General features: G+C 64.1%; 6 protein-coding genes and 2 pseudogenes. 4 read left to right on the top strand and 4 right to left on the bottom strand.

Features of this window, described 5'->3' with window-relative positions; genetic code table 11:
- Positions 1-4: 4 nt before the first annotated feature.
- Genes AWC27_RS01545 through AWC27_RS01530 form a run of 4 tightly spaced genes read right to left on the bottom strand, consistent with a single transcriptional unit; the run spans position 5 to position 3,210 of the window.
- A complete protein-coding gene (locus AWC27_RS01545) occupies positions 5-268 on the bottom strand; it encodes a cytidine deaminase (protein ID WP_372516821.1) in 264 nt (87 codons plus the stop codon).
- A 49-nt stretch (positions 269-317) separates the two neighbouring features.
- The gene (locus AWC27_RS01540) at positions 318-1,622 is read right to left on the bottom strand and encodes a hemolysin family protein (RefSeq protein ID WP_085668868.1); all 1,305 of its coding nucleotides are present in this window, start codon (positions 1,620-1,622) and stop codon (positions 318-320) included.
- Positions 1,619-2,155 (bottom strand): rRNA maturation RNase YbeY, encoded by a 537-nt coding sequence (gene ybeY / locus AWC27_RS01535; protein ID WP_085668866.1) that lies wholly within the window; start codon positions 2,153-2,155, stop codon positions 1,619-1,621. Before ybeY ends, AWC27_RS01540 begins: the two co-directional genes overlap by 4 nt.
- On the bottom strand, positions 2,152-3,210 hold the full coding sequence (locus AWC27_RS01530; protein ID WP_085668864.1) for a PhoH family protein: 1,059 nt from the start codon (positions 3,208-3,210) through the stop codon (positions 2,152-2,154). Before AWC27_RS01530 ends, ybeY begins: the two co-directional genes overlap by 4 nt.
- Positions 3,211-3,425: 215 nt before the next feature.
- Here AWC27_RS01530 and AWC27_RS01525 point away from each other — a divergent pair, with 215 nt between their 5' ends.
- From AWC27_RS01525 to AWC27_RS01510, 4 genes and pseudogenes are all read left to right on the top strand, one after another.
- Positions 3,426-4,604 (top strand): aromatic ring-hydroxylating oxygenase subunit alpha, encoded by a 1,179-nt coding sequence (locus AWC27_RS01525; RefSeq protein ID WP_085668862.1) that lies wholly within the window; start codon positions 3,426-3,428, stop codon positions 4,602-4,604.
- A 554-nt stretch (positions 4,605-5,158) separates the two neighbouring features.
- Positions 5,159-5,791: a chorismate pyruvate-lyase family protein gene (locus AWC27_RS01520; RefSeq protein WP_085668859.1), complete on the top strand. Its 633-nt coding sequence runs from the start codon at positions 5,159-5,161 to the stop codon at positions 5,789-5,791.
- A gap of 45 nt (positions 5,792-5,836) precedes the next feature.
- A pseudogene (locus AWC27_RS33090) lies at positions 5,837-7,219 on the top strand (AMP-binding protein); the annotation flags it as partial.
- Between the two features lie 279 nt (positions 7,220-7,498).
- A pseudogene (locus tag AWC27_RS01510) lies at positions 7,499-13,498 on the top strand (SDR family NAD(P)-dependent oxidoreductase); the annotation flags it as partial.

Below are 13,498 nucleotides of genomic sequence, written 5' to 3'. Positions count from 1 at the left end.
GGCGTCATAGCGGGTTGCCCGCGCGGTCGGTGACGATGATGGCGGCCAAGGGTGCCAACTCCCTTACCGCGGCAAGGCCGGGGTCATCCTGTGAGCCTGCCACGAGTACCGCCGCTTCCAGGCCGGTCGCCCCACTGGACGCGGCCGCGGCCACCGCGGCTTGCAGGCCGGTGAGCTCGAGGGCCGAAAGGCTCACCGGGGCAGCCGCATACGTGCGTCCGTCGACATCGCGCACCGCGGCGGCACTGGCGGCCTCGGCGCGCGCCATCGCTGCCCGCGCCAGGACCACCAGCTTCGCGTCCTCGTCGGCCAACCGTTCAGTCACGATGAGCTGCCTCGCTCCCATTCGGGGAGTCGGCGACCGGACTCAACAGCACGGTGCCGATCCGTACCCGGCCCCGGTGGTCGGGGCCGCCCTCGGCGTGCATTCGCAGACCATGGGTCACTACCTCGGCGCCCGGCAGTGGCACGCGGCCCAGTTCCAGAGCCAGCAGTCCACCTACCGTGTCGACGTCGAGATCGTCATCGAATTCCATGCCGTACAGTTCGCCCACATCCTCAATCGGCAGTCGCGCGGATACCCGGAAACGGTTGTCGCCCAGATCTTCTACCGGCGCGGTCTCGGCTTGGTCGTATTCGTCGGCGATCTCGCCGACGATTTCTTCGAGCACGTCCTCGATACTTACCAGGCCGGCTATCGCGCCGTATTCGTCGACCAGCATGGCCATGTGGTTGCGGTCGCGCTGCATCTCACGCAGCAGCGCGTCCAGCGGCTTGGAGTCCGGCACGAACACCGCCGGGCGCATGACCTGCGCGACCGTGGTTTCCCGGCCGTTGCCACTGGAGCAGACCGTTTGTTGCACAAGATCTTTCAGATAGACCACGCCCAGGATGTCGTCGACGTTCTCGCCGATCACCGGGACGCGCGAATGTCCGCTGCGCACCGCAAGGTTCATGGCCTGGCTGGTTGATTTGTCACTTTCGATCCAGACCATCTCGGTACGCGGCACCATCACCTCGCGAGCGGGGGTGTCGCCGAGTTCGAAGACCGACTCGATCATCCGGCGCTCGTCGGCGGCGACGACGCCGCGCTGCTGGGCCAGGTCGACGACCTCGCGCAATTCGATCTCAGATGCGAACGGTCCGTTGCGGAAGCCGCGGCCCGGGGTGAGTGCGTTACCCAGCAGCACCAGCAATCGGCTGATCGGCATCAGCAGCCACGAGATCACCTGCAGCGGAAGGGCTGTCGCGAGCGCGATGGAGTAAGCGTTCTGGCGGCCGAGAGTCCGTGGCCCGACGCCGATGACCACGAAGCTGGTCACCACCATGACGGCCGCAGCAACGAACAAGCCCCAATTCAGCCCGAGGTTGTGCCGGAAAAAGACGACCAGCAGCGCGGTGGCGGTGATCTCACAAACGATGCGCAGCAGCACGACCAGATTGATGTAGCGGGGCCGATCGGTCATCACTTTGAGCAGCGGCTTGGCGCCGGGGCGCCCGTCGCGCACCAGTTCTTGCACCCGGGCCAGCGATACCGTGCTGAAGGCGGCGTCGACCGCTGCGAATATTCCGCCCAGACCGATCAACATGATCGTGCCGAGCAGCTGAGGCAGGCCGGTCACGGCTGGTCGAAATACCTTGACTTATCCAGCAGTCGACGGTCCCGCTCGTTCTGACGGTCGTGCTGGTAGGCCTCGACCTGGTCGGCTACCCACTCCTCCAGCAACCGGTCCTGCAGGGCGAACATCTCCTTCTCCTCGTCCTGCTCGCCGTGGTCGTAACCGAGCAGATGCAGCACGCCGTGGATGGTCAACAGCGCCAGCTCATGCCCGAGACTGTGCCCCGCCGCGGCCGCCTGTTCGGCCGCGAATTCCGGGCACAGCACGATATCGCCCAGCATGGCCGGTCCGGGTTCGGGTGCATCAGGACGACCGCCCGGCTCGAGCTCATCCATGGGAAAGCTCATCACGTCGGTCGGTCCGGGCAGATCCATCCAGCGCATGTGCAGATCGGCCATGGCCGCGGTGTCCAGCAACACCATCGACAGTTCGGCGCCCGGGTTGACGTCCATCTTGTTGATGACGAACCGTGCCACGCTGACGAGTTCGGCTTCTGAGACGTCGACGCCCGACTCGTTGGATACTTCGATGCTCATCGGCGACTCCGGGCGTTCGACGCCCGCCGCGCCGCCCGGTTCATCCCCGACCCCGGCTCCTCGTACCGTGCATAGGCGTCGACGATCTCCGAGACCAGGCGGTGACGGACCACGTCCGCACTGGTCAGCTCGGCGATGTGGATGTCGTCGATGTCCTCGAGGATGTCGACGGCCGCCCGCAGGCCCGACCGGGCGCCGCCGGGCAGGTCGACCTGGGTGACGTCGCCGGTGACGACGACTTTGGATCCGAAGCCAAGCCGGGTAAGGAACATCTTCATCTGTTCGGCCGTGGTGTTCTGCGCCTCGTCGAGGACGATAAACGCGTCATTGAGCGTCCGGCCGCGCATGTAGGCCAACGGGGCCACCTCAATTACCCCGGCCGACATCAGCTTTGGGATCAGCTCGGGGTCCATCATGTCGTACAGCGCGTCATACAGCGGCCGGAGGTACGGGTCGATCTTCTCGCTCAGCGTGCCGGGCAGAAAGCCAAGGCGCTCACCGGCTTCCACCGCGGGCCGGGTCAGGATGATCCGAGTGACCTGCTTGGTTTGCAAGGCGTTGACGGCCTTGGCCATTGCGAGGTAGGTCTTCCCGGTGCCGGCTGGACCGATCCCGAAAACGATGGTGTTGGCGTCGATCGCGTCGACGTAGCGCTTTTGGTTGAGCGTCTTGGGCCGAATCGTTTTGCCGCGGCGCGACAGGATGTCCAGGGTGAGCACTTCGGCCGGCGATTCGTTGCCGGTACCGACCAACATGGCCACGCTGTGGCGGACCACCTCAGGTGTGAGCGGCTGGCCGTTGGCCACGATCGCGACGAGTTCTGAGATAGCGCGTTCGGCGAGTGCGACATCGGCCGGCTCACCCGAGAGGGTGACGGCGTTGCCGCGCACGTGCAGAGTGGCGTTGAGGCTACGTTCCAGTGCCCGGAGATTTTCGTCGGCCGAGCCGAGCAACCCCACGACGAGGTCGGGCGGAACATCGATACTGCTGCGAACCTGAGGGTCGGCTTGCCGGACTACAGCGGTGTCAGCAGCGCGGGTCTCGCGGGGCGTCACGTGGGTTCTAATGCCTGCTTTCTGGCCTGTCGGAGGTTGGAAGTTTCAGTTTAGCGCCGGTCAGTAACGGCGTCCCAAAGATTCGATGCCGGTGAGCAGGATCTCGGGGCCGCCGACTGGGCCGGACGTCTCGCCTGTGTTCAACGGCGCTTTCGTCAGCTTTCGGGGATTTGCTGGCACGGCGAATGGCCAGGAAAAGTCGCTATGCTGCACCAATGACCTCGACGACGGACCCGCGGCTTGCCGATGACGTGGAGATCGTTCGTCGAGTTCTCGCCCATGTCGACGGCGGGACCACCGATGAAGGCGCTCCGTGGCGCGAGCCCGTTGAAAACTACTTGAACCCACACCGATTCACCCGGGAAATCGACCTACTGCGCGCGATGCCAAGCGTGTTCGTTCCGTCCGCCACTATTCCTAACCAGGGCGACCACGTCGAACGAGTGACCTTCGGGGTGCCGCTGTTCGCTGTGCGTGGGCACGATCAACGCGCTCGGGTATTTCGCAATGCATGCCGGCATCGTGGTTTCGCCCTGGTCGAGGACGCGGGGTGTTCCCATGCCCTGGTTTGTCGCTACCACGGCTGGACATATCGCCTCGACGGCTCGCTGGCACATGTCCCCCACGCTGACGCGTTCCCCGATTTGGATATGGCGGCGCGCGGGCTCGTCGAAGTCCCGAGCTATGAAGCCGACGGGCTCATCGTCATCGGTGCAATCTCTTCTGACGGCACGCGCATCCCGAAACCCGAAGCTGACGACGCGATGGCCTGGCTGACAAACGGGACAGCATGGCGAGACAAGCTGCTACCGATCGATCGGGTCCTGTCCGTCGAGTCCTATCACCTGGCGATCAACTGGAAGGTTCTTGTCGAGCAGTTCTTGGAGGGCTACCACATCCGCTGGACTCATAAGGAAACCCTTCCCCACCTGTACGACAACCTCACCGTGGTCGAGACGTTCGGCCCGAATTCCCGTGTTACGTTCCCGTACTGCGCAATTGAGCAGCTTCGGGACCGTCCAGAATCGACCTGGGTGGGACGTCTGCCCGCGACATTTGTCTATCATCTGTTCCCCAACGTCATAGTCGGGGCGTTTCCGCAACTAGCGCAGGTAGTCGTGATCGACCCGGTTGATGTAGGTCACAGCGAAGTTGTTTACTACACGATGACCAGAGCGGATCTGGCCAGCAGAATTCCGCTGGACGAGGAGTCGCCCGACCCTGCGGAGTTAGCCGATTACATAACCCGCGTTGTCGCGGAGGACAACGCGGTGTCGGCGGGCGTACAACGCGGATTTCGCGCGGATGCGAACAAATTCGTCGAGTTCGGCCGGCACGAGAGCGCTATCGGACACTTTCACACCAACCTTGGCGACCGGCTGGGTCAGTTTTAAACCCGCATTGCCCAAAAGAGATCTTTTCCGCACCCCTTATGGTCGAAATCTGATCCCGTTGTTCGCATTTCGACACCGCTTGCCGCCGTCCCGCGTCCCGGCCAGCCCCGGGCGATACAACAGCGCTGCACCTCGCCAGGGCCGGTCCGGTCATCCCCGCCCAAAATCGCAGGCCGAGCCACACTTCTCGCGACTGGACACAGAGCTTCGGAGGCGGACGCCGTGTCGATCGGCGTCGCCGCTCACACGTCTAACTCGGCCCTATTTTGAGTGACCGATCCGACATGTCACCAGCCGAAAGTCCGTATTCGCGACCCGCAAGTCCTGCTAGTATTAACGCCACGGTCGGGCGGCCGACCGGTTCTTGCGCCAGTTCCTACACCTCAACTTAGGACCGCACCGCATGGACATGCCGATCCGCAAAATCAATACTCTCGATGGTGCCAACTGGCTTTCGCCGCGGGGCTGCCACCGAAGAATCTCCCCAATTGTGGGCGTGTCGCTGACGACACAATGACATACACACTGGAGTAACGCCCAGGAAGGAATAAGAACTGTCTTCACGCTTCCTCACTGACGAAGAAATCCGAAAGTTCAGCCGTGACCTTCGGATACTCCTCGCAACCAATGGCACCCTCACTCGGACCCTCGGCATTGTCGTGAATGATGAAATCTTTACGGAGATTGTCGACCAGGATATTCATGCCTCTGCTACGGAAATAGGCAGTCCGCAGCATTTCGAAGGCCGAACGCTTCGCCGCAAAGTGTTACTCAGGGGCCGGTCCTCGGGAAAAGTATTTGTGGTCGCGGAGTCGATCATTGCCATTGATATCGTGCCACCAAAATTGGTCGACAACTTGATCGAGATGGACGGGCCGATTGGAGAGTCCATATTGGCCAACGGTATCGAGATATTCAAAGAGACTCCAAAATTCTGGATGGATACGTTGCCCGGCTGGTCAAACCTCGATGAGGACGTAAGCCAGGAAGTAATCACGCGTCAATATCGCATGACCATCCGCAGTCAGCCAGCCATCGTTATCACCGAATACTTCCCACAAAGCGCATTCATTGACACTGATGAGACGGCGACCATCACTGGCGAAAGCAATGGCGCTGAAGTTGACATGGATATTTGTGATTGTTCTTGCAAAGAGGCGGTACGACAGCAAATGGCGGGCCGCTAATCAGTATGATCCATCCGCTTTTATGTCACGAGCGGTAGCTGACTAATGCAAAGCGGAAACATAGCAAAACTCCTGGCCGAGCGGTCATTGGAAGCTGGATGGCACGACTCGCCTGCCTACTATGCTCCGACCCCTGTGAGTCATGGACAAATCCATGATGGTGCACTACGTCTCGCGGCAGTGCTCAGTCGCCGCGGGCTCTCCCGTGGCGATCGCATTCTGTTATGCCTCCCGGACTCGCTGGATCTAGTCCAACTATTGTTGGCAAGTTTGGCTCGCGGGATTTTAGTGTTTATCGCCAATCCCGAACTCCGTTCCGAAGACCACACATTTGTTGAGCGCGATACCGAGCCCGCGCTTGTCGTCACCTCTTCCGCCCTGCGCGGCCGATTCCAGCGGTCGACCGTTGTGGAGGCGGCAGAGCTGTTGTCGGATGCGACTCGAGTCGAGCCTGCGGACTACGAAGACCTCAGCGGCGACGCCGTTGCCTACGCTACTTATACCTCTGGTACGACGGGTTCACCCAAGGCCGCGATTCATCGACACGCCGACGTCTTGACGTATGTCGAGGCGATGTGTCGCACCGCATTGCGGCTCTCTCCCGACGACGTCGGACTGAGCAGCGCTCGCATGTATTTCGCGTATGGCTTGGGTAATTCGGTTTGGTTTCCGCTTGCGACAGGCAGTGCAGCGGTCATCAACTCCTCGCCGATCAGCCCGGAGGCAGCGGCCGAGCTCGGTGCGAGATTCAAACCGACGGTGCTCTATGGCGTACCCACTTTTTTTGCAAGAGTCATTGACGCATGCTCGCCCGGTTCATTCCGGTCGATCCGCTGCTTAGTATCCGCTGGCGAGGCACTTGAGCTGAGTCTGGCGGAGCGCCTTATGGAATTCTTCGGCGGCATTCCGATCCTTGACGGAATAGGCTCGACCGAGGTCGGACAAACATTTGTGTCGAATACGGTCGATGACTGGCGTCTTGGAACCTTAGGAAAGGTTCTTCCTCCCTATGAGATCCGCGTGGTGACGCCTGACGGCACCACTGCCGGACCCGGGGTCGAGGGGAATCTATGGGTTCAAGGGCCATCAATCGCAGCGGGCTATTGGAATCGACCGGACGACCCCCTCGCCTTAAATGGGAGTTGGCTCGACACAGGGGACCAGGTATTTATCGATCCCGACGGATGGGTTAGGTACAGTTGCCGCGCCGACGACATAGAAATTGTGGGCGGTATCAACATTAATCCAAACGAGGTCGAGCGGCTCATTCTTGATGATGAGAATGTGGCTGAGGCTGCGGTTGCCGGAGTAAGGGAATCCACGGGCGCGTCGGCGCTACAGGCGTTTCTCGTTCCTAAGGAGGGAGTATCCCTCGATGATGCGGCTATCGCCGAGATATACCGCCGATTGCGCAGCCAACTGTCTTCGTTCAAAGTCCCGCATAGATTCGCCGTTACACAGCAGCTCCCTCGAACCCCGACCGGGAAATTGATACGAAGCGATCTTCGCTCCGAAATCCCAGCAAAACCAATTTGGCAGGTTTCCTCTGTAACCCCTTCGCCAGACATAGCGGCGGACCTGGACACAACATCAGCTGGGAACATCGAGACTTCGGATATAGGCCGCCGAGGAATGAAGCTGCACGAGCAATTCAAAGCCTGGCAGCGACAGCGCTATCAACTTTTGGCGGACACCGTTGGCCTCGAAGTCGCATCGATGCTGGGCCAGCCCGATGCTCGGTCAGTAGATACCGAACTCGCCTTCTCAGAACTAGGTTTCAGTTCACAAATGACAGTCGAGCTTCGCAATCGGCTGGCAGCAGTGACTGGCCTGCAACTGGCTGACACGGTGGGGTGGGACTACGGCTCGGTGTCAGAGCTAGCTACCTATTTGGAAGCTGAGCTTTCTGGTCGTGCCACTCCGAGCGCGGCGCTGCCGGCTCCGGCCCGGGTGGACGAACCCATCGCGGTGGTGGGGATGGCGTGTCGGTTGCCGGGTGGGGTGGATTCGCCGGAGGCGTTGTGGGAGTTGGTCAGTGGTGGTGTGGATGCGGTGGGGGGTTTCCCGACGGATCGGGGTTGGGATTTGGCGGGGTTGTTTGATCCCGACCCGGATGCGGTGGGTAAGACCTATACCCGCTCGGGGGCGTTTTTGACCGACGCGGCCGGCTTTGACGCCGAGTTCTTCGGGATCTCCGCGCGTGAGGCCACCGCGATGGACCCGCAGCAGCGGCTGTTGTTAGAGGTGTGTTGGGAAGCCTTGGAAACCGTTGGGATCGACCCGGCGACTCTGGAAGGCACTAACACCGGCGTCTTCGCGGGAGCCTGGGCACAGGGTTACGGGGACAGCGGTGCTGGCATGGCTGAGGGTGCCGAGGGTTTTGGGTTGACGGGGTCGGCGACGAGTGTGGCCTCGGGTCGGGTGGCGTATGTGTTGGGGTTGCAGGGGCCGGCGATCACGGTGGATACGGCGTGTTCGTCGTCGCTGGTGGCCACGCATTTGGCGTGTCAGTCGTTGCGTAGCGGGGAGTCCAGTCTGGCTTTGGCTGGTGGGGTCGCGGTGATGTCGAGTCCGGGGCCGTTTGTGGAGTTCGCTCGTCAGCGGGGGCTGGCCCCTGATGGCCGGTGTAAGGCGTTCGCGGCGGCTGCTGATGGCACCGGGTGGGGTGAGGGCGCGGCGATCGTGGTGTTGGAACGCCTCGGTGAGGCCCACCGTCAGGGGCATCCGGTGCTGGCGGTGATCGCGGGATCGGCGGTCAACCAGGACGGTGCTTCTAATGGGTTGACCGCCCCGAATGGGCCGGCTCAGCAGCGGGTGATCATCCAGGCGGCGGCCAATGCCGGTATCGGCCTGGATGAGGTGGATGTGGTCGAGGCCCACGGCACGGGCACCACCCTGGGCGATCCGATCGAAGCCGGGGCGTTGTTGGCTACTTACGGCGCCGGGCGCGACCCCGAGCATCCGTTGTGGTTGGGGTCGGTCAAATCCAACATCGGCCATACCCAGGCCGCCGCCGGGGCGGCGGGGCTGATCAAAATGATCACCGCCCTCAACCAGGGCGTGTTGCCGCCGACCTTGCACGTGGATCAACCCAGCCCGCACATCGACTGGTCGGCCGGAACAGTGCAGCTGCTGACCGAGGCGCTGCCCTGGCCGGCGACCGAGCATCCCCGTACTGCGGGGGTGTCGTCGTTCGGGATCAGCGGCACCAACGCGCATCTGATCGTGCAGCAGGCTCCCAGCTCACCACCGGCCGATCCTGCCCCGACACCCAAAGGCCCGTCGCCGCTGCGGTTTTGGCCGCTCTCTGCGCGGACCCCGGCAGCGCTGCAGGCTGCAGGCGCCCGGCTGCATCAGCATCTGCTCGATCACCCCGATGTTGATTTGACCGATCTGGCCTACAGCCTGGCCACCACCCGCACCCACCACGCCCACCGCGCGGCAATCACCGTTGCGGCCGCCGCTGCTCGCGACGAGCTCTTGGATTGCCTGCATGCCTTGGCCCTCGACCAACCTCATCCCGGGGTGCGCGGCCACCACTATCAGGCCCACCAGCCCAACAAAACGGTGTTCGTGTTTCCCGGCCAGGGCGCCCAATACCCACAGATGGCCGCCGCACTGTATGCCGGTCATCGCGGTTTCGCTGAGGCCCTCGACGAGGTGTGCGCAGCCTTTGACCCCCACCTCGACGTTGCGCTGGCCCAGGTGATGTTCGCCGCACCCGACACCGCCGAAGCCGAGCTGCTCAATCAAACCGCCTACGCCCAGCCGGCGTTGTTCGCCGTCGGGGTGGCCCTATCCGCGGTGTTGACCCAGGCCGGGATCCACCCGGACTACCTGGTGGGTCATTCGGTAGGCGAACTGGCCGCAGCCCACGTGGCCGGAATGCTGTCACTGGCCGATGCCGCGGTACTGGTCAGCGCCCGGGGCCGGCTGATGCAGGCCTGCGCACCAGGGGCCATGCTGGCCATCGCCGCCCGCCCCGCCGACCTGGCCGCAGTCTTGGCCGACGACCCCCAGGTGGAGCTGGCCGCCGTCAACGGCCCCACCGCCCTAGTCGTCTCCGGACCCGCCGATCATGTGCACCGCCTGGACCAGCAGTGCGCCGCCGCGGGCTACAAAACCACCCCGCTACGCGTCAGCCACGCCTTCCACTCCGCCTCGATGGACCCCGCGCTGCCCGAATTCCACACCATCGCCGCCGCCCTGACCTGGGCCGCACCCAGCACTGCCATCATCTCCACCCTCACCGGCCAACCCGCCACCCCCGACCAACTCACCTCCCCCGACTACTGGACCCGCCAACTCCGCGAACCCGTGCGCTTCCACGACGCCATCACCACCCTGCTCACCCAAGGCCCCCACACCTTCATCGAACTCTCCCCCCACCCGGTACTTGCCCCCGCGCTGACCGACACGGTGGAGACCACCGACGCATCGACAGTGATCCCTACCTTGGTCCGTGACCAGCCCGATCTGGATACCCTGGCCGGCGCCTTGGCTCAGCTGCACACCCACGGCCACAGCCCGTCATGGACCAGCCTGTATCCCGGCGCCCACACCATCGCGCTACCCACCTACCCCTTCCAACACCGCTCTTACTGGCTGACCCCGGTCGCTGCTGGCGATGTCGGCGCTGCCGGGCTGGACAAGCCCGATCATCCGTTGTTGGGGGCGTTGACCGAGCTGGCCGATCAAGACCAGATCGTGTTGACCGGACGGCTCTCCACGGTCACCCACCCGTGGCTGGCTGGTCACCGTGTCGATGACACGGTGGTGTTCCCGGGAACCGGCTACATCGAGTTGTTGTTGCAGGCCGGTGAGTACGCCCAATGCCCAGTGATCGATGAGCTGGTGTTGCATACCCCGTTGACGCTGGAGGCCCACACTCCCACCGATGTCCAGATCACGGTGCAAGCCGAAGACGACACCGGGCGACGGCCTTTTACCGTGCACTCCCGTACCGGCGGCACCCATGGTCCGGCGGCCTGGTCGTTGCACGCCAGCGGCGCGTTAAGCACCACCACGGCTGTGGTGGCTGGGCCGCTGTCGGGGCCCTGGAATGTCGACCCCATCGATACCGACAGTTTCTATCGCGACCTGGCCGACCACGGCTTGCATTACCACTCCCCGTTCCAGTCGGTGCGCGGCATCGGACGCCACCCCAGCGCACCCGACACCGTCTCCGCCGAGGTGGTCTTACCCGCCGACACCGACATCAGCGGCTACGGAATCCACCCCGCCCTCCTAGATGCCGCCCTGCATCCGTTGGCCGCGGCGTTTTATGACACCGACCCCAGTAGTGATACGCCCACCCCGCGGCTGCCGTTCGCCTTCACCGGAGTCACGTTGCACGCGATCGGGGCCACCCGCCTGCACGTCCAACTCAGCGCCACAGCAGCCGACACCTTCACCCTGCACGCCACCGACCCCGCCGGCGCCCCGGTGGTCACGATCGACACCCTGACCCTGCGCGCCCGCCCCGACCACATCAACTCCCCCGCCCCCGCCGCGCTGCGCGACAGCCTGTTCGAACTGCACTGGCCAGCCTTGGCCGCCGACACCTTCGCGCTGCCCGCGTCCGCACCGGTGTGGGCGGTCCTCACCGATGCCCCCGACCGGCTACCCGCCAGCCTGCAGACCAGCCCCACCCACCACGAACTGGCCAACATCGATCTTGCCCATACCGACGTGGTGATCTGGCCCCTGCCCGATCCCGCCGAGGCTGATCCCCTGCAGCGCGTGCACACCCTGACCCGCGCCACAATCAGCGGGCTGCAGAACTGGCTGACCCACCCCGACACCCTGCACACCCCGCTGGTGATCCTGACCAGCCACGCGGTCAGCACCACCGTCTACGACCACCCACCGGATCTGGCGCACGCCGCGGTCTGGGCGTTGATCCACACCACCCAAAACGAACACCCCGACCGCATCACCGCACTCGACATCGACACCACCACGGCCACCGACCACACCCTGGTCAACGTCCTAGCCGCCCTGGCCGACCCCGCGCGGCGACCCACGATAGAGCCTCAACTGGCGCTACGCCACGGCAACGCCCACACCCCCCGACTGACCCCGTCGCTGGCCCTGACCCCACCATCGACTCCGTCCTGGCAACTACACACCACCGGCAAAGGCATAAACAGCCTGGCCCTGATCCCCACCGAACCCGCCACCGTGTTAGCCCCCGGACAAATCCGGGTCGCCATCCGCGCCGCCGGCCTGACCTTCCGCGATGCCCAGGCCGCCCTGGGAACCACCGCCGATACCAGGATCGGCCGCGAAGGCGCCGGCGTAGTCCTTGACACCGCCCCCGACGTCACCACCCTCACTGCCGGTGATGCCGTGATGGGCCTGTTCCCCCACAACGCTTTCGCCCCCACCGCCCTGACCGACCACCGCCTGGTCACCAAAATCCCCACCGGCTGGTCCTTCGCCGAGGCCGCCTCGGTGCCCGTGGCGTTTGTGACCGCCTACACCGCCCTGGTCGACCACGCCCACCTCAACGCCGGCCAACGCGTCCTCATCCACGCCGCCACCGGCGCAATAGGCCAAGCCGCCATCCAAATCGCCCAGCACCTCGGCGCGGAAATCTTTGCCACCGCCCACCCCCACAAACACCACGTCCTGACCGACCTGGGCATCCCCACCCACCACCTCGCCTCCTCCCGCACCCCCGACTTCGCCGACACCTTCACCCACGCCACCAACGGACACGGCATCGACGTCATCCTCAACAGCCTCACCGAATTCAGCGACGCCTCACGCCAACTACTGCACCCCAGCGGACACTTCCTCGACCTCACCGACCACCCCACCTACGACCTGACCACCACACCCCCCGACCACATCCAACGCACCTGGCACGCCCTCACCGACCTATTCACCACCGCCACCCTGCACCCCCTACCCACCACCAGCTACGGCCTCACCCAAGCCCCCCACGCCTTCACCGACATCAGCCAAGCACGACACACCGGAAAAATCGTGCTCACCCCACCCACCGTGCTCACCCCCGACGGCACCGTCCTGATCACCGGCGGCACCGGAATGCTGGGCCAACTATTCGCCGAACACCTCATCACCCACCACGGCGCCCGCCACCTCCTCCTCGCCTCACGCAGCGGCCCCCACGCCCCCGGCGCCACCGAACTGCACCACCACCTCACCAACCTCGGCGCCCACGTCACCATCACCGCCTGCGACACCAGCAACCCCACCGAACTCACCACCCTGCTCGCCAACATCCCCACCCAACACCCCCTGACCGCCATCATCCACACCGCCGGCGCCCTGCACGACGCCCTCACCACCGACATCACCCCCGATCAACTCCACACCGTCTTAACCGCCAAAGCCGACACCGCCTGGCACCTCCACCAACTCACCACCACGACAAACCTCGACACCTTCATCCTGTTCTCCTCCGTCGCGGCCACCCTGGGCGCCCCCGGCCAAGGCGCCTACGCCGCCGCCAACGCCGTCCTCGACGCCCTCGCCCAACAACGCCACCGCCACCACCACCCCACCACCAGCCTGGCCTGGGGCTACTGGCAAACCCCCAGCGGCATGACCGCCCACCTCACCCACCTCGACCACACCCGCATGACCCGCAACGGCCTCACCCCCATCCCCACCGACCAAGGCCTCACCCTGTTCGACACCGCCCTAACCCACCACCAACCCCACCTCATCCCCACC

The organism is Mycobacterium szulgai, from assembly GCF_002116635.1.
GTDB classification, from domain to species: Bacteria; Actinomycetota; Actinomycetes; order Mycobacteriales; family Mycobacteriaceae; genus Mycobacterium; species Mycobacterium szulgai.
The sequence above is the reverse complement of the archived record's forward strand: the minus strand, read 5'-3'. Positions and strand labels throughout refer to the sequence as shown.

Bases quoted from the DNA above. Each gene is read 5' to 3' on its own strand.
- AWC27_RS01525 (WP_085668862.1), top strand. From the start codon at position 3,426: ATGACCTCGACGACGGACCCGCGGCTTGCCGATGACGTGGAGATCGTT.
- ybeY (WP_085668866.1), bottom strand. From the start codon at position 2,155: ATGAGCATCGAAGTATCCAACGAGTCGGGCGTCGACGTCTCAGAAGCC.
- AWC27_RS01545 (WP_372516821.1), bottom strand. From the start codon at position 268: ATGGCGCGCGCCGAGGCCGCCAGTGCCGCCGCGGTGCGCGATGTCGAC.